Origin of the sequence: Rhodoplanes sp. SY1 (genome assembly GCF_046000175.1) — a bacterium.
Lineage (GTDB): Bacteria > Pseudomonadota > Alphaproteobacteria > Rhizobiales > Xanthobacteraceae > Rhodoplanes.
In genome coordinates this window covers 1-15,350 of sequence record NZ_JBEOMB010000127.1, presented here as the reverse complement: position 1 = coordinate 15,350, position 15,350 = coordinate 1, and the positions used below count along the sequence as shown (strand labels likewise).

Here is a 15,350-nt window from a genome sequence, read left to right as displayed (position 1 = left end):
GGACAGCTCCATTAATATATGATAAAGGACATTATCATATATTGGAGAGCGCCATGGGATTGCACACCCCGCCCCTCGATCCTGAACTCATGAAAAAGATGGTCGCCTACGTCGGCGACATGCCCGCCAAGCAGCGGCAGGACATGACCAGCCGGGCTGTCGGCCTCATCCGGTTCCTGGACGAGACTCTGGGGAAGCAGAAAATCCCTGACCGCGCCTCCCTCCTCACCTCGTTCGAGTTTCGCATGGAGGCGCTTTCGCGATTACGCGAGCGTCCCGAGTACCGCGCCTGGGCGAAGCAGGCCAAGAAGGAAGGCGATCCCGACCTGGTGAACGAGGTCATGTTCGACACGGCCGCAACCGAACCCTTGATCGAGGTCAGCGATCGGCTCGAATTCGATCCCGCCAGCTTCTTCAAAAACGCTCTGGCACGTGCAGAGGCGGAGGGGAAGGCATGAACCACCTCGCGGTTCTCCCAGCCGCCCCCCTCCCCGCCATGGTCGCCGCGACCGGCGAGCGGGCGCAGGTGCGCTTTGTCGAGTTCTTCACGGCGCAAATCCGTAACCCGAACACGCGGCGCGCCTACGCCCAGGCGACACGGGACTTCATGGCCTGGTGCGAGGCCAATGGGCTGCGCGCGATTGGCGACGTGCAGCCCGTGCACGTCGCCGCCTACGTCGAGCTGCTCGGCCGCGAGCGGTCGGCGCCGACCGTCAAGCAGCGCCTGGCCGCCATCCGCCACCTGTTCGACTGGCTGGTGACCGGCCAGGTGATCCCGGTCAACCCGGCCGCGTCCGTGCGCGGGCCACGCCATGTGGTGAAGAAGGGCAAGACCGCCGTGCTGGCGCCTGACGAGGCGCGCCACCTGCTCGACAGTATCGACCCGTCCACCCCGATCGGTTTGCGCGACCGGGCGCTGATCGGCCTGATGGCCTATAGCTTTGCCCGCGTCGGCGCCGCGCTCGCCATGAAGGTGGAGGACGTCTACGTGCAGAACCGGCGCCTGTGGGTGCGGCTGCACGAGAAGGGCGGCAAGCGGCATGAGATGCCCTGCCACCACAATCTCGAAACCTACCTGCACGCCTACATGGACGGCTGCGGCCTCGCTGCCGATCCCAAGGGGCCGCTGTTCCGCACCCAGAGCCGCGTCACGGGCGAACTGACCCGCACGCCCCTGCCCCAGGCCAACGCCTACGCCATGATCGGCCGCCGCGCGGCGGCGGCCGAGATCGCGACCAAGATCGGCAATCACACCTTCCGTGCTACCGGCATCACCGCCTACCTGAAAAACGGGGGCACGCTGGAGACCGCCGCCGCCATGGCCAACCACGCCTCGACCCGCACTACCCAGCTCTACGATCGGCGCAAGGACGAGCTGACGCTGGATGAGGTGGAGAGGATTTTGATCTAGACGTCACCTCTCGCGAGGTATTATTTGGTGCCTCGGTTTTGTTGCTGCGTCACCTCAGCAAGGCGGTAAGTTTTATACTGAAAATAGCTGCCCACAACCAAGCTCATCGCCGCAATGAGAGCTGCAACCATTGTATACTTCGCTACTGACTTATTTGCCTTGGCAGCGTCCATTTGAGCAATGCTTGCTCTTCTACTATATTCCTCTAGTACGCGCATAACCGCATCGGACCCTGACTGTGCCGCTTTCAGTTCCGTTGACAACTCATTTTCGAGCTGACGATCAGACAACTGCACAAGTTCAGCCCGCGACTTTGCCATAATCCTGTCCTCTCGATTTTGGGCCGCCCTACCAAGGGCATGGCGTGGCGGCTCCGTCACAGGGGCTCGCGTGAAACGTCGCCCCCCTCTTCCCGCCGTAAGCTTACAGCCCCAGCATGGGGCATGCGCACCTTCCTCACCCTCTCGCTCGCGGCACTCCCGCTGATCGCTCCCCATGCCCTTGAGGCTGTGGCGCAGTCTCCCGTCGGTGGTGGTAGCGGCGGCGGGGCGGAGAACCTTGCCACACAGGGCACGCTGACCGCTTTGCAGGCGCAGAATGCGGCGCTCTCGCAGATGGTGGTGGAGCAGCAACAGGCGATCAGCTCTACCAGCGCCGAATTGGAGAAAATCAAGGAGTGCGCCGGTCAGAAAGCAATTTGGGATGGCAGCCAGTGTGTGGGAGTAAATGGCCAAAACGGCAAAGACGGTAAGGATGGCAAGGATGGTAAGGATGTAGGAAAAGCCTCTTTGCAATGCCGAACCGTCACCGCAGGGCCGTCAGGTTCGGGTTTGTGGTCCATTGCAACGTGCAATAATGACGAAACCCTCACTGGAGGCGGCGGGGCAGCCGAAGTCCCCCATAGCTCTATCTGCTCGGGCACCAGTCGAGGATTCCTCCACTCCAGTCACCCATCTGGAAATAGCTGGGTTGTTGATGCCTATGATCATCTTTGGCGAAGAGATGTTTGCACTGCTGGTTTTGCGATTTGTTGTAAAATCGTCCAGTAGCAAGACCAACAAGCCATGTTAGTTTTTTGATAATTTCTCTTCAACCCTCTCAATACGATGTTTTAGCGTGTTATTTTCCGCTTTGAGCTCCTTAACTGCCTCAATCAGCGGGGCCACCAGCCCCGGATAGTTTACACTTAGCGTTCCACTCGCATCTTTGCTCACTAGTTCAGGAAAAGCTTCCTGAACCTCTTGGGCAATGACTCCTATATGCCTTTCATTATCTTCCCTATCGTCCCTCCATCTAAAACTAACTCCATTAATATATTTTAGCCTGTCTAATGGATACTCAATCCTGGTAATGTCTTTTTTTAGCCTCTGATCTGAATTCTGTGTAAGCGCCCCCGCAATCCAGAGATTGCCAGCAGAAGTCAGATACATTCTCGGCAGCCACCCGGAGCCATTTTGCCAATACGAATCGATGATGTAGCCAGATGAATAACTATGAATGGCGAGACCCCTTCCCGTGGCCCCAGAGCCCCCGTTGCTTATATAGATTCCATCTCCGCTACTTGAATTGTTATTAACGCGAAGTCCGTTCCATCCTTCTGTCGCGTTATATACAGTAAATTTGGACCCCGATGGATTCTGCCCTCCAACCACGACATCGCCGCCGTTGTAGAAGACGTTGGTGCCGCTCGTCTGCCACGGCACGGTGTAGACGCCGCCCATGGCCATCCATTGGGTGCCATTACAGAACTGCATGGTCTTGTAGTCGCGGTTATAGACCATGGCCCCTTCCTCGCCGGTCGGGTTGCTGCACGCCGCCCAGGTGGTTGCCGCCGTACTGGCGAGCCCGATCATCAGGAGGGTGGCGAGGAGGAAGCGGGAGGTGCGGAGCATCATGCGCCGATGATAGGCGGGTTCCGGCCGCCCGGCATCCAACCTGCTGACAGTTCAGGCAGAATTCTCACCCCTCCCCCGGCGGGGTGTCCGGCCGCCTAGTTGGCGCGGCACAGGCCATATTTTCCGGTCGCAGGGTCCCGGATCATTTTTCCGATGTTGGCGTCGTCGTCACAGAACCCTGCCGGGGCATCGCTGGCGAGGCTAGCCGTGGTGATGTTGTTCGCCTTGAGGGTGGTGACGCTGGCCTGGTTGGTGGTGGTGGAAATCCCGTTCGCCACCAGCACCCCGCCGGGCGAGAAATAGCCGGTGGTGGTTCCTGCCGTGGTGAGCGAGATGTACCCGGAGGCGCCGTTGGCCGTGACCCTCGTGGTGTTGCTCACCAGCGCGTCCGCGCTCCCCACCCCGGTCAGCCCCGAGCCGTCACCCACAAAGTGCGCGGCGGTCACCGTGCCGCCGGTCGAGAGGTTTCCCGACACGGCAACGTTGGTGGCAGCCAGCGTGCTGGTGCCGTCGTTCCAGGTGAACCTGCTGCTCCCCGCAAACGTCCCCCCGCTGTTGAACTGGACGTAGGAGTGGCTGCCACCAGGTGTGCCCGAGCCGCCTCCTCCGGTGCCTGTTTGGGAGATCGGAGATGCGAGGCCTGACCGGGCCTCATAGACGAACATCCTCCCCCAGACCGTGCCGCTGACGGTCAGCGAGGTGCTCGGCGCCGTGCCGATACCCACGTTGCCGCTGGCATAGATGGTGGTGAAGCTGCTGGTGTTGGCCGTGGCGCTGATGCCGGGGCCGACGAACAGCCCCGTGGTGGTGAGGTAGGCCGTGCCCGCCACGCCCCCCGTGGTGAAGCTGACCGTGCCCTGGTCTGCCACCACCATGCCGAGGTTGGCGCCGCTCGCCACGCCGCTGGTGGAGATGCGGTCGCCCGTGCCGAGCCCGGTCAACCCCGAGCCGTCACCGATGAATTTCGCCGCCGAGAGATTGCCGGTGACGGACACGTGCCCGGCGCTGGTGAGGCTCGGCGCATAGGTCGGGCAGCCGATATCCCCCCGCGAGGCCTCGCCGATGCACAGGCGACTGCCGTGCATGCCCAGCGTGGACGAGATGATCGCGAAGTTTGCGAATTCCTCCGCCACGGCAGAGCCTGCCATCCCGGTGAGGACGGTCAGCACAAGCGCGCGCAGGCAACGGCGGATCACCCGGTAAGGATAGCCCGTGGCTGCCCGCCACCCCAGCCCCCTGCCCGCCGATTACGCATATTTGCCAGAGGGATGCGGGATGTTGAACACACCAGGGAACGAGCCCCCCTTCCCGTGAAGAGGCACCTTCATCGGGAAGGAAGGCGGCATCACGACTCATTGACGCCACTTCCGGCACTCCCCCAACCGTACCCAGATCTTAATTCAGTAAAATCGTAAATACGATTTTGTGGCAAAGTCGCCACGGCACACACGAATTTTCAGACCTCGGGATGGTTCCCTCTCTTCAATCGTGTAATCGTAATTCCGGCAAATCGTAATCACAGAAAGGCGGCGCGATGATCATCGGCGTGCTGAACCAGAAGGGCGGGGTGGGCAAAACCACCATCGCCGTCAATCTCGCCGCGACCCTCGCCAAGGCCGGAAGGCGCGTGCTGCTGGTGGATGCCGATCCGCAGGCCAGCGCCCTCACCTGGTCGAGCGTCCGCGACCTCGATCCCCTGTTCGCCGTCATCGGCATGGCCAAGCCGACGCTCCACCGCGACCTTCCCGACATCGCCCGCGACTACGACGTGGTGGTCATAGACGGCGCGCCCCGCGTGAACGAGCTGGGGCGCGCCGCCATTCTTGCCAGTGACCTGGTGCTGATCCCGGTTCAGCCGTCACCGTATGACGTGTGGGCGGCCGCCGAGACCGTCCAGCTGATCCGTGAGGCCCAGCAGTTCAAACCTGAATTGCGGGGCGTATTTGCGATTAACCGCAAAATCGTAAACACGGCCATCGGGCGGGACGTGGCCTCCGCCCTCTCCCGGTTCGAAGAGATTCCCGTGCTGCCGACCACCATCGGCCAGCGGGTGATCTTCGCCGAGAGTGCGGCGCAGGGACTTGCCGTGATCGAAGCCGATCCGGACAGCGAGGCCGCCCGCGAAATGACCGCTCTCGTCCAGCAGGTCATGCAAACCGAGAAGAAGAAAGCCGCCTGATGAACAAGACCGTCCCGTTCAAGACCCCCGGCAAGACCAGCCCCGACGACTGGGTGCAGTCGCGGGCAGGAGGGTCCGTTGCCGACCGCGAAGCCCCCGCGCCCGGCCCTGCCCGCCCGGAGCCGATGAAGCGCTTCACGCTCGACGTCACCGAGAGCCTGCACAAGCGCATCAAGGCGCAGTGCGCCGTTCAGGGCCTGAAAATGGCCGACGTGCTCCGGGAGATCCTTGAACGTGAGTTCCCGGAGAAATAGCCGTGTTTACGACTTTACGACTTTACGATTTTCTGTCCGATCATGCCTGAGCCGCGTGCCACCCCCGTCGACGAAACCTCCGTCCGCGACGCGGATCTCCGGGCAGAGCTGGAAGCCGCGCGGGGCTCGCCCGAGTTCCCCGACATCCTGCGTTACCTGGTGGCGCGCCAGGCGATGCGGGACCGGGGGGAGGGGGCTCCCGTGGCGACAACTTCCCCTGACGACCCCGAGGTAAGGGACGCCGACTTACGCGAACGCCTCGCCCGGTACATCGCAGACCGGCGCTTCTACAGCATGATCCGCGAGCAGGTTGTCCGGGAGCAGCAGGCCCGCGACGCGAAGGCCAGGCACCTGGCCAGCCTCGGCCCGCTTGCCCGGCGCCGGGAGGAAGTGCGGGACGCGCTCGACGCCGAGCTTACCGACGCCGACCGTTACCACCTGCACAGCGTGCTTGCGCTGTGCGGCCTTCCTTACAAAAAGCCCCCGGAGGGTGAGTCCGATTACGTGCGCGAGTACGGCCGCAGCTCCCTGGTGGTGCAGGCCGGGTTCCTGAAAGACCCCAACTCCGGAAAAATGGTCAAGCAAGGGCTGCCCTACGGCCCCAAGGCCCGCCTGCTGCTCCTGCACATCTGCACCATGGCCGTGCGCCAGAACTCCCACGAGATCGAGGTCGCGGACAGCATGAGCGCCTTCATCCGCGAACTCGGGTTCGACGTCACCGGCGGGCCGCGCGGTACCATTACCCAGTTCAAGGAGCAGCTGCACCGGCTTGCCGCCGCCCGCATGCAGATCGGACTGTGGCGGGGCAACAAGACCACCACCATCAGCACCCAGCCGATCGAGGCTTTCGAGGTCTGGCTTCCCAGCCATCCCGACCAGCGCGTGCTGTGGAACACCAAGCTCTACATGGACGAGAAGTTCTTCCGCACGTTGAAGGAGCACGCGCTGCCGATTGACATCCGGGCGGTAAGGGCCTTCGCCAATTCGGCCAAGCAGATAGACATCCTGTTGTGGCTGGTCTACCGGCTGCGCCACGTCGAGCGCCCGCTTTCGCTCTCGTGGGACAACCTCAAGCAGCAGTTCGGCCGTGACGTCACCAGCCGCGACCGCAAGTTCCGCCAGTCCTTCGCGGACGACCTCAAACATATCCAGGAGGTCTACCCGAATCTCAGGTTGCAGGTCTCCGAGAAAGGCGTGATATTCCATCCCACTGACGGAAAAGCGCTTCTTGCCCCGCAAAAACGCGCACTCAAGCGCCCCTGATTCGGCCGTCAGGAAAAATCCCGTACACGCAACCACTTGAAAACGCTGACTTGGGTGCGTTTCAGCGCGGAATTTCGCCACCCTTTACAACGTGCTGCTCCCCCCTCACGCAGAGTCGGGTGCGCCTCCCCTTCGCGTCCCCCTGTCACGCAGAGTCGGGTGCGCCTGTGGATAACTTTCACAAATGACCTCAGCAAGTTACCCACCGGCTACGCAGAGTCGGGTGCGCTTTTACGCAGAGTCGGGTGCGCCCACCCCCCATTTTTACGCAGAGTCGGGTGCGCTTTTACGCAGAGTCGGGTGCGCTTTTTTGGTCTAAGCCGTTGATATGAAACGCAAAGCGGCCCCTACATATATCTTAACTGAAAAGAGTTCTTATAACTTCTTATCTTCATAAAAGAGCACGCCTCATTTTTTTGAAGATGAAGAAGCTCCGGACCTGACCTGCTCCGCAGAGCGTGCCATCCGCATCCTCAGGAGCAGCGAAGCCTTCCGCCGCAGCCTCGGCGAGTTTCCGCACGTCGGAACGCGGCGCGATGATCTCCGGCCGGGACTCCGTACCGTCCCGCCGCCGCGCCTGCACCGCGTGACCGTCGCCTTTGCGGCGTTGTCCGGTGAGGTTGCCATCCTGTGCGTCGGCTACCTCGGTCAGGACATCATGCACGACCTCAATGCCGCCAACGACGAATGACCACGCTCAGCCCGAAGGAGCGCCGTTTTAACGGCGTCGGGAGGCTTGGAGTGAAGGAGAGGGCACCCCACCATGAAAACCCTCCCCATGGCCGTCTGGGAGCCTCTCAGCATGCTGCGCCGTGCGATGTCCCCCGTAGCCCCGCGAGGAGCCCTTGTCAGGACGGCCGTTGATAACTGTTAGCACTATATGCTATAAGTCTGAGGAAAGGAGACTGATCCCATGCCAAGCAGCGTCTCGCTGGGAAATCTTGAAAAGACGGTTGACCGGCTGGTGGCCACAGGCCGCTACAACTCAAAAAGCGAAGTGATCCGCGAGGGGATCCGCCTCGTTGAGGAACGCGAACAGCGCCTCGCCGCCCTCGATGCCGCGCTGGCGCGCGGTGTCGCCGATGCCGACGCCGGGCGCGTTCATCCCGCAGACGAGCTGTTTGCCGAACTGCGTGCCCGCTACGGCGCGGCCACGGACGGAAGCCGGGGATAATGAGGCTTGTGTTTGCTGCGGAGGCCCGGACTGACCTCCTGCGGATCGGCGATCACATCGCAGCGGACAACCCGTCCAGAGCTCTCTCGTTCGTGGCGGAGATCGAACACCACTGCGCCCGCGTGCTGACGATGCCGCGCGCCTACCCCCTGGTGCCCCGCCATGAGGCCAGCGGCATCCGCCGCGTGGTACACGGCGCCTATCTGATATTCTACCGGGTGGAGGCGGATGCCGTGACGATCCTGCACGTTCTGCACGGCGCGATGGATACCGACGGCCTGCTGTTCCCGGCCGAGTAATCCGACGCGGCGGGGTGGCCCAAAGGCAAGGGCATTCCTGCGGGAACGCCCCCGCAGCAGGGGCAGGGGCGCCATCACCGTTCACGGTCATCGCCGTCCCCGGCTGTACCGTGACGCCATCATGCCACGCCCCACGCCTCCCCGGAATCCACCCTGCATCACTGTTCCGCAAATATCCTCGGGGGGTCTGGGGGGCAGACAGCCCCCCAGGGGTGCCGTCAGCACACGGCCTGGCCTGTGTAGGCACCGGCCAGCAGGAAGACGAACCCGGCCAGCAGCAGCCAGGCGCCCGGTTTCCGCTGCCCCAGCACGGTGAGGATGAACCCGGCGCTCACCAGCAGCAGGGCGGCGCCTTCCGCCGCTCCGCCCGGCGAGAGCAGTCCGGAGACCACCCCGCAATGCAGGACGGGCGGCCACCAGCCGGTCATCCCGCCCAGCCAGTCGGCCGCCAGCGTCAGCGCGGCGGCCAGGATGGCCAGCTCGGCCAGCTGCCGGGCCAGCCAGCGCGGAAAGGAAGGGGAGGAGGTCATGGGCGGAGCCGGGGAGAGAGGCACGGGCGGCACAGGGTGACATCGCCACGGCCTGACCGGAAGGGGAGGGGTTGAAAGGTGAATAGCGCACTTATACATTGCTTCGCAACATAGGTGCCCGGCCGCCACACGGAGGTGGCCATCGGCCGGAAGGAGCGCGCCGGGAGGCGCGCAGTTTGAGGGGAAATCACACGCCGATGGCGTCCTACCATTTCGCGGTGCAGGTTCTTGGGCGGGCGCCCAGGATTGATCCGGCCAGCGGACGGGCGCGGCCGGGATCGAACGCGGTCAAGGCGGCGGCCTACCGCGCGCGCTGTGCGCTGCGCGACGAAAACACGGGCGAGCGCGTGGACTACACGCGCAAGTCCGGCCTGCAGCGCGCTGAAATCCTGCTGCCTGAAGGCGCCGCGCCCTGGCTGGCGCAACGCGAGCTGCTGTGGAACCGCGTCGAGGCGATGGAAAAGCGCCGCGACGCCCAGCTGGCCCGCGAGATCAACATGGCGTTGCCTCACGAGCTGACCGACGAACAGCGGTTCGAGCTGGTGCGCGGGTTCGTGCGGCGGCACTTCGTCAGCCGGGGGATGGTGGCTGACATCGCCTGGCACCGGCCCGATGCCGGGAGCGGTGACGACCGCCGCAACTACCACGCCCACGTCATGCTGACCCTGCGGCGCGGCACGCCGCACGGGCTCGACCCGGTCAAGACCCGCGCGTGGAACAGCAAGGAACTGCTGGCCGCGTGGCGCGCCGCCTGGAGCGAGGAACAGAACCAGGCGCTTGAACGCGCCGGGCAACGGGACCGGGTGGACCACCGCACGCTGGCCGCGCAGCGCGAGGCGGCGCAGGCGCGGGGCGACCGCTGCGCGGTCCTTGACCTTGACCGCCTCCCGGAAATCCACCTTGGCCGCCAGGGCACGGCGCTGGCCCGCAAGCAGCAGCGGCCGGTGAGCCGCGACCGCTGGGTGCGTCCGCCGCGTCAGCCGAGGCGGGAGCGCCAGCCCGCCCTTGATCCGGGGATGTGGCACGCGCCCGGCTTCAACGACAACCCGGAGCGCCTGTTCTGGAAGCGCCGCGACCGGCAATGGCGACGCATGGTGTCCTATCCCGCCATTGACCGGGGCAGCACGCGGTTCGATCACCTGCTCTGGCGCATCGGCGTCGGCGCCGAGCGCGCCCGCCGCCGGACGGTGAAGTTCGAGCGCCAGGTGGCGCGTCTGCGGCGCAAGCTCGACTTCTGGGAGCGGCGCACCAATTTCTATCTTGAGGGGCAGATACGCGGCGCGCGGTTCCGCTGGATGCGCGCCCAGGCCGCCGAGGAACAGCGCCGGAAACGCGAGCTTGAACGGCAGGCGCGCGAGCATGCCGCGCGGCGCGCACAGCAGGTGCGTGACCTCATGCGGGCGGTTGAGCAGGCGCTGACGTGGGCGATGGCGGGACGGGAATCCCGCCTGGCGCGGCGCCATGCCGTGGAGCGCTGGGCGCAGCTGCGGCGCCCGCAGGAGCGCCGCCGTCCGCAGGCGGGGCGTTCGCGGACCAGGCATCCCAGCGACCCTGCCAGCGGATGACGCGGCGATAATCGAGGCGGTGTGCCCGCAGCGGCCAGGCCAGGCCTCGCACACGGGCGACCATCTCGGTCAACGGCAATGCCTGCGCCTCGGCGGCATCCAGCAGCGGGTAGCCGCTTTCCGCAAGACCTTCCTGCCGGTTGGTGGCGAACCACGCGTCGGCCGTCTGCGACTGGCCCTGCGAGTGCGACAGCACCGTGGCGTTGCCGACCATCGCCGCCACATACGCGGCGGTCTGGTTGTCGGAAACGCCGAAGAACACCCGCGCGCTGGCGTTGGCCAGGAACGCGTCGGCGCCGTCGCCGTAGACCGCGCGCACCTGTGGCAGGTTCTGCCAGATCAGCACCGGCGTGCAGTACGCGCGCAGCAGGCCCGACTGGTTCTGCAGGGTCTCCAGGGGCCCCAGTGCCGCCACCTCGTCGAGCAGCAGCACCACCTTGTGGCGTGGCCGCTCCAGATGCTTGGCGCGCGTCAGCGTGTTGAGCACGCAGCCCGCCATCACGCGCAGCCAGCGGTCGTAAACCGTCAGCAGTTCCTCATCGAGGCACAGGTACAGCGTGGTGACCGAGGTCACCAGCTCGGTGAGCGCGAAGGTGGAATACTCCGACAGGCGGCCGACCGGCGAGCCCGCCGACCAGATCTCCGTGGCCTTGTCGAGCGTCGAGAGGATCGAGCTGAACTCGCCCTCTTCCCCGGCGTCCTCCGGCACCTGGCGCAGGTAGCCCTGCGCGATCTCGCGGGCGTAGAGCGAGCGCGATCCCCCGGCGATCTCCTGCAGGGTCTCGCGGAAACTGTGCGCGCCGCCGACCGACAGCCGCCGCACGTGCGCCAGCGTGCGGGTCTCCGGCGGCTCGCTGTGCAGCGTGTGCAGGAGCAAGGCCGTGAGCAGCGAGGCCGCCTTGTTGTCCCAGTGCGTCGGCTCGCGTTCCGGCTTGGTCATGAGACGCGCGAGGGCGACGGCGTCCGCGCTCTCGAGGTCGCTGTCCTTGCGGATGATATCGAGCGGATTGAACCGGGCGGACGCCGGGAGGTTGCTCGGATTGAGCATCACCACGGTGCCGCGCCGCTGCCGTTCGCGCCGCGTGACGGCGTAGTTCTCGCCCTTGGGGTCGGTGACCACGATGCTGCCGGGGTAGCTCAGGAGGGTCGGCACGACGATGCCGAGGCCCTTGCCCGCGCCGGTCGCGGCGAACACCCACATCAGCCCATCCGTGGTGAAGCGCGCGAGGCGGCCGAACAGGCCGACGCCGCCGAGAATTGGGCCGCTGCCCCGCAGCAGGCCCGCGCGCCCCGCGTCACGGACGGTCGCCCACCGCGCCGTGCCGTGGCTGCCGTCGCGCCGCGCGGGGCCACGACCGCCGAAGATGCGGGGCCGGAGCCACGTCGAAAGCCGCCACAGTGCCACCACCGGCTGCCAGGCCAACCACAGGAACCACCCCAGGAGCTGCATGCCCCCATCGTTCCACAGGCGGCCCGGCGCCGGGAAGGCCCGTGCTGCGCGCGCAGGCAGAAAGTTACAGGGGCGCCGCCGGTGCTGCTCAGTTCGTCGCGGGCACCAGCTCCCCCGCGCGGAAGTCCCGGAAATTGTTCTCGTCGCTCTCCCGCAGGGCCACCGTCAGGGCGACCCGTTGCGGTTGCCACTTGATGAAATTGTTGTGCGCCAGGCCGAAGATGATCTCCACCGGATAGCGGTTGCCCTCGGTGACGGTGACGGCGCCGGTCAGCATCTGACTGAGATTTTGCTGCTTGGTGATCCGCAGCACTTCCTGACCGCCGATGCGCACGATCAGGTTGCAGGGATGGCCGAACCCGCAGCGGGTATCGAACCCGAACACGTAGCGGCCGGAAGTCTGCGGCTGGAACACGCCTTCCAGCTTGTAGACGAACATCTGCGTTCGCGTTTCCTGCCCGAGCGTGGCGTCGAACGGCTGGTTGCGCATCTCCAGGCTGCGCAGATGGTCGGAAAAGCGGACGTCCGAATCCGCCTTCCACGGGTAGAGACGCACCCGCCAGGCCGGGACGCCCCGGCCGCTGGGGGCGAGCTGCGCCACCTTCGGCAGGGGCTTGGGCGTCGCCCGCGTCGCCTCGCGCGGACGCGGCGGGCGCGGGTCTTCCTTGTTGGCCGCTGCGGCCAACGCAAAGAATATGAACGCGTGCGCAGGCGGCGCGACAACCATCAGCGCCAGCACGGCGGCAAGCAGACGCAGCATTCCGAAACCTCCTGAGGTTGCCTGTACCAGAATAATTCCCGAATCGGCGCCGCCCGCGAAGACGTAATAGTGCGGCCCTGCGGTTTCGGCCCGGCGAGCAAGCGAAGGGACGGGAAGAGCCACCCCGGCCCGGCCGCCTCAAGGCCAAGCCCTGCGGGCGCGCTACGCGCGGCCTTGACCCGGCCGCTCCGGGGCGGCGAGGGGCGACCGTTCGCTCGGGGCGATATTCGCCCCGAGCGAGGCGAAGGAGAATGGAAAGGCTCAGCACCCACAGCAATCGACCAGTCGGGAGCCTACATTCGACATGGCCTCCCTGTTGCAGAAGGGGTGGTCTTATTTAAAAGAAGTATTTTAAAAGCCAGGCAAACCACAATTACCTACTTATCAACTCTCTAAGGGCTTCTTGGATACGATCAAAAGCTTCCATACCCGTCGCAGTTAGACCTGCTTCCTCAGCTTGCGCTCGGATAGTTCTTAACTTCCGTTCGATATCGTCGCCACTCGCGCCCTCGGCAAAAATCTTCAAGAAACCCTGCCAGTGTTTCGCGGGAATGCCGGAGACAGGCTGCTCAAGCAGCCCGTTAACGAATTCAGTCATAAACCCCCCGCGCGCCACACGTCCGAAGTTTTTGCCTCCATCCTTGACCGCTTCATCGTTGAATCTTTGGCCCTTATTCGGATACGGCGTGACCGCTTCAGCCAGTTTGATGCCCGCATCTTCGCCCTCCACCCCGCGCATAGAACTCCAATAATGATTGCGGTGCTCAGCAGCAAATCTCGCCTCTTCAACAAATGGGCGCATCAGTCGTGGCGCGCCAGATATAACCTCATCAAGGCCCCACGGAAAAACCACAAGCAAGTCTTGAGGGGCACATACTTGTGGGGACGCTTTATAACGAAAGGACGGCTCACCTTCTTTTGAGAGGATAAACCACCCCTTTAGTTCAATTCCCATCAAAATGCGGTCTGATTCCGGTATGCCCGGCGCTGTCGTTTGTAGCCTCACGTCCGGAAATACCTGCGCCTGGCGGACGAATGAGTACACGTCGTACTTTCCGTTAGGGTCCCACAGCTCGCGCAGAATGTTCAGATTCTCGACGACAGAGGCCTCGATGGCGGCACCGAGGGCCGAGTTCAGTGTGAAAAGATCCGTGGCGCTAATTCCGGCGATACGCAACGCCGTGTGAAATCGCGAGGGCAAAGCATGCAAGGCGTCAATCACACGGTCATAGAGCGGCCGATGAGGCCAATCCGATTCGGGGCCGTTCGACCGGGCCGGAGCGACTCCTGCAGGCATCACGACGCCGCCTTTGTCCGAGTGCGAGGCACGGACAGTTCGGCTCTTACACGGGCCACACCGGCATCGAAGAACTCTCTATTGATTTCCGCCATATGCGCCCTGCGGCCATTTCGTATGGCTGCAACGGTCGCGGACGCCAACCCACCGAAGGGCTCCCAAACAACGTCACCGAGATCTGTGGAAGCTAGAATTTGACGCTCCATAAGGGAAAGCGGTTTCTGATTCGCGTGAAGATATCCGCCACCCTTAGGGTTCTTTACACGCTCGGCACCATGCACCGGAGCCTCGTGCCAGACGTTGGTCAGAGCGTGAACGTGGTTCCACTTCGCGCGGAGCCGATCCCACACTTCAGCGGTGGGCGGATTAACTCCGTCTAACGAGAAGTATGGCTTGTCTGTCTTGTGCCCATTGGCAGTGCACCACCGCGACATAGCTACTACTGCATCTCCAGGTGGGAAGTACCAGAGATGGCACTGAGTCAGATATTTTCGTGTTGCAGCATTCGCGACACCGCAAGCTTCATTGCTTTGCAACATAGGCAACCCGGACCGTTGCCATTCGTGGCGCAGCCATTCTTTTAAAGGCAACTCGTGGCCGCTTCCAGTGGTCAGAGTCACTTTTCTAGTATAGCGGACCGCCACCTCTGTAACTACCGGCAGCCCCCTAATGGTTCGCGAGTTAACATTACCTGCAATATGCGCAATACCCTTGTCCCAAACGACCGTTTCTTCATATTGCCAGCCGTGCAGCTCAAGGGTGGGATGCGCCTTTGCCCAGCCGATTTCACTGTTCCAGAACCAGAGGGTAGTGAAAGGCTGTGCATGTTTGGCCCACGCCGCAGCATGAGGAGCATACCATTCGGCCAGCCCGTCCGGCGTGTTCGGCTCGCCCGGAAATTTGCCAAGACCGTACGGGCCATCGGCAATAATTGTGGTCGGTGGTAGCCAAAATTCATACGCCTTAAGCGCGTCACACGGATGCAGCGACGCCATTCCCAAGCGCAGGGTTCCGTCGCCCGTGTGCGCGGCGGCAATTCTAGGCTGCCTCATCACTCCCCCAGAGCCGACTGAGTCGACAGAAAACGGTAACTCACCTGCATCTTGATGGCGAGCGCGGCGCGAAGCGCCAGATTGCAAACTCTGCCCTCAGTGGAAGGGCGCTCGAACGCTCTCCGGGAGCATCTTAAATTGTAGTGGCTCACACCGGCGTCCTTCCTTTGGTGGGGAGCTTCGATCAGAGCATCTCCCTGCCCCGGATCCGAATACCATGT

At 63.8% G+C, this 15,350-nt stretch carries 17 protein-coding genes and 1 pseudogene; 9 read left to right on the top strand and 9 right to left on the bottom strand.

What is annotated here, in order from left to right; translation table 11 throughout:
* Positions 1–53: 53 nt before the first annotated feature.
* Entirely contained in the window at positions 54–458 is a 405-nt protein-coding gene (locus ABTU92_RS24830) for a hypothetical protein (RefSeq protein WP_408094287.1), read from the top strand.
* Positions 455–1,411: a tyrosine-type recombinase/integrase gene (locus ABTU92_RS24825; RefSeq protein ID WP_408094286.1), complete on the top strand. Its 957-nt coding sequence runs from the start codon at positions 455–457 to the stop codon at positions 1,409–1,411. Before ABTU92_RS24830 ends, ABTU92_RS24825 begins: the two co-directional genes overlap by 4 nt.
* A 20-nt stretch (positions 1,412–1,431) precedes the next feature.
* Here ABTU92_RS24825 and ABTU92_RS24820 read toward each other — a convergent pair whose 3' ends face one another.
* Complete coding sequence (locus ABTU92_RS24820) at positions 1,432–1,731, bottom strand: hypothetical protein (RefSeq protein WP_408094285.1); 300 nt, start codon at positions 1,729–1,731, stop codon at positions 1,432–1,434.
* Between the two features lie 123 nt (positions 1,732–1,854).
* On the opposite strand from ABTU92_RS24820, the gene ABTU92_RS24815 reads away from it, so the two are divergent.
* Entirely contained in the window at positions 1,855–2,460 is a 606-nt protein-coding gene (locus ABTU92_RS24815) for a hypothetical protein (protein ID WP_408094284.1), read from the top strand.
* 18 nt (positions 2,461–2,478) lie between these two features.
* On the opposite strand, the gene ABTU92_RS24810 is transcribed toward ABTU92_RS24815, so the two are convergent.
* Positions 2,479–3,306, bottom strand: coding sequence for a tail fiber domain-containing protein (locus tag ABTU92_RS24810; protein ID WP_408094283.1), 828 nt, complete (start codon positions 3,304–3,306; stop codon positions 2,479–2,481).
* 95 nt (positions 3,307–3,401) lie between these two features.
* Positions 3,402–4,475: a hypothetical protein gene (locus ABTU92_RS24805; protein ID WP_408094282.1), complete on the bottom strand. Its 1,074-nt coding sequence runs from the start codon at positions 4,473–4,475 to the stop codon at positions 3,402–3,404.
* Between the two features lie 365 nt (positions 4,476–4,840).
* On the opposite strand from ABTU92_RS24805, the gene parA reads away from it, so the two are divergent.
* The 3 genes from parA to ABTU92_RS24790 are packed head-to-tail and all read left to right on the top strand — an operon-like array spanning position 4,841 to position 7,002.
* Entirely contained in the window at positions 4,841–5,485 is a 645-nt protein-coding gene (gene parA / locus ABTU92_RS24800) for a ParA family partition ATPase (RefSeq protein ID WP_408094281.1), read from the top strand.
* Positions 5,485–5,739: a plasmid partition protein ParG gene (locus tag ABTU92_RS24795; RefSeq protein WP_408094280.1), complete on the top strand. Its 255-nt coding sequence runs from the start codon at positions 5,485–5,487 to the stop codon at positions 5,737–5,739. The genes parA and ABTU92_RS24795 overlap by 1 nt, the downstream gene beginning before the upstream one ends.
* Before the next feature lie 42 nt (positions 5,740–5,781).
* Entirely contained in the window at positions 5,782–7,002 is a 1,221-nt protein-coding gene (locus ABTU92_RS24790) for a replication protein RepA (protein ID WP_408094279.1), read from the top strand.
* 391 nt (positions 7,003–7,393) lie between these two features.
* On the opposite strand, the gene ABTU92_RS24785 is transcribed toward ABTU92_RS24790, so the two are convergent.
* Complete coding sequence (locus ABTU92_RS24785; RefSeq protein WP_408094278.1) at positions 7,394–7,666, bottom strand: hypothetical protein; 273 nt, start codon at positions 7,664–7,666, stop codon at positions 7,394–7,396.
* Between the two features lie 249 nt (positions 7,667–7,915).
* Between ABTU92_RS24785 and ABTU92_RS24780 the strand changes: the two genes are divergently transcribed.
* On the top strand, positions 7,916–8,176 hold the full coding sequence (locus ABTU92_RS24780) for a type II toxin-antitoxin system ParD family antitoxin (protein ID WP_408094277.1): 261 nt from the start codon (positions 7,916–7,918) through the stop codon (positions 8,174–8,176).
* Complete coding sequence (locus tag ABTU92_RS24775; RefSeq protein ID WP_408094276.1) at positions 8,176–8,475, top strand: type II toxin-antitoxin system RelE/ParE family toxin; 300 nt, start codon at positions 8,176–8,178, stop codon at positions 8,473–8,475. The genes ABTU92_RS24780 and ABTU92_RS24775 overlap by 1 nt, the downstream gene beginning before the upstream one ends.
* Positions 8,476–8,693: 218 nt before the next feature.
* Here the strand turns inward: ABTU92_RS24775 and ABTU92_RS24770 are convergent, their stop codons facing one another.
* A complete protein-coding gene (locus ABTU92_RS24770; RefSeq protein WP_408094275.1) occupies positions 8,694–9,005 on the bottom strand; it encodes a hypothetical protein in 312 nt (103 codons plus the stop codon).
* A 197-nt stretch (positions 9,006–9,202) separates the two neighbouring features.
* Here ABTU92_RS24770 and mobQ point away from each other — a divergent pair.
* Positions 9,203–9,829 (top strand): annotated as a pseudogene (gene mobQ / locus ABTU92_RS24765) (MobQ family relaxase); the annotation flags it as partial.
* A 568-nt stretch (positions 9,830–10,397) separates the two neighbouring features.
* On the opposite strand, the gene ABTU92_RS24760 reads toward mobQ, so the two are convergent.
* From ABTU92_RS24760 to ABTU92_RS24745, 4 genes are all read right to left on the bottom strand, one after another.
* Positions 10,398–12,020 carry a type IV secretory system conjugative DNA transfer family protein gene (locus ABTU92_RS24760; RefSeq protein ID WP_408094274.1) on the bottom strand — a complete coding sequence of 541 codons (1,623 nt, stop codon included), beginning with the start codon at positions 12,018–12,020 and terminating at the stop codon, positions 10,398–10,400.
* Positions 12,021–12,108: 88 nt separating this feature from the next.
* Complete coding sequence (locus ABTU92_RS24755) at positions 12,109–12,780, bottom strand: hypothetical protein (RefSeq protein ID WP_408094273.1); 672 nt, start codon at positions 12,778–12,780, stop codon at positions 12,109–12,111.
* A gap of 373 nt (positions 12,781–13,153) precedes the next feature.
* Positions 13,154–14,077: a hypothetical protein gene (locus tag ABTU92_RS24750; RefSeq protein ID WP_408094272.1), complete on the bottom strand. Its 924-nt coding sequence runs from the start codon at positions 14,075–14,077 to the stop codon at positions 13,154–13,156.
* Positions 14,077–15,072 (bottom strand): DNA methyltransferase, encoded by a 996-nt coding sequence (locus ABTU92_RS24745; protein WP_408094288.1) that lies wholly within the window; start codon positions 15,070–15,072, stop codon positions 14,077–14,079. The genes ABTU92_RS24750 and ABTU92_RS24745 overlap by 1 nt, the downstream gene beginning before the upstream one ends.
* Positions 15,073–15,350 lie beyond the last annotated feature (278 nt).

What these genes read in the sequence shown, in the direction of transcription:
- ABTU92_RS24780 (WP_408094277.1), top strand. Translation starts at nt 7,916, where the DNA reads ATGCCAAGCAGCGTCTCGCTGGGAAATCTTGAAAAGACGGTTGACCGG.
- ABTU92_RS24770 (WP_408094275.1), bottom strand. Translation starts at nt 9,005, where the DNA reads ATGACCTCCTCCCCTTCCTTTCCGCGCTGGCTGGCCCGGCAGCTGGCC.
- ABTU92_RS24755 (WP_408094273.1), bottom strand. Translation starts at nt 12,780, where the DNA reads ATGCTGCGTCTGCTTGCCGCCGTGCTGGCGCTGATGGTTGTCGCGCCG.
- ABTU92_RS24820 (WP_408094285.1), bottom strand. Translation starts at nt 1,731, where the DNA reads ATGGCAAAGTCGCGGGCTGAACTTGTGCAGTTGTCTGATCGTCAGCTC.
- ABTU92_RS24750 (WP_408094272.1), bottom strand. Translation starts at nt 14,077, where the DNA reads ATGCCTGCAGGAGTCGCTCCGGCCCGGTCGAACGGCCCCGAATCGGAT.
- ABTU92_RS24775 (WP_408094276.1), top strand. Translation starts at nt 8,176, where the DNA reads ATGAGGCTTGTGTTTGCTGCGGAGGCCCGGACTGACCTCCTGCGGATC.
- ABTU92_RS24795 (WP_408094280.1), top strand. Translation starts at nt 5,485, where the DNA reads ATGAACAAGACCGTCCCGTTCAAGACCCCCGGCAAGACCAGCCCCGAC.
- parA (WP_408094281.1), top strand. Translation starts at nt 4,841, where the DNA reads ATGATCATCGGCGTGCTGAACCAGAAGGGCGGGGTGGGCAAAACCACC.
- ABTU92_RS24790 (WP_408094279.1), top strand. Translation starts at nt 5,782, where the DNA reads ATGCCTGAGCCGCGTGCCACCCCCGTCGACGAAACCTCCGTCCGCGAC.
- ABTU92_RS24810 (WP_408094283.1), bottom strand. Translation starts at nt 3,306, where the DNA reads ATGATGCTCCGCACCTCCCGCTTCCTCCTCGCCACCCTCCTGATGATC.
- ABTU92_RS24815 (WP_408094284.1), top strand. Translation starts at nt 1,855, where the DNA reads ATGCGCACCTTCCTCACCCTCTCGCTCGCGGCACTCCCGCTGATCGCT.
- ABTU92_RS24760 (WP_408094274.1), bottom strand. Translation starts at nt 12,020, where the DNA reads ATGCAGCTCCTGGGGTGGTTCCTGTGGTTGGCCTGGCAGCCGGTGGTG.
- ABTU92_RS24830 (WP_408094287.1), top strand. Translation starts at nt 54, where the DNA reads ATGGGATTGCACACCCCGCCCCTCGATCCTGAACTCATGAAAAAGATG.
- ABTU92_RS24745 (WP_408094288.1), bottom strand. Translation starts at nt 15,072, where the DNA reads ATGGCGTCGCTGCATCCGTGTGACGCGCTTAAGGCGTATGAATTTTGG.
- ABTU92_RS24825 (WP_408094286.1), top strand. Translation starts at nt 455, where the DNA reads ATGAACCACCTCGCGGTTCTCCCAGCCGCCCCCCTCCCCGCCATGGTC.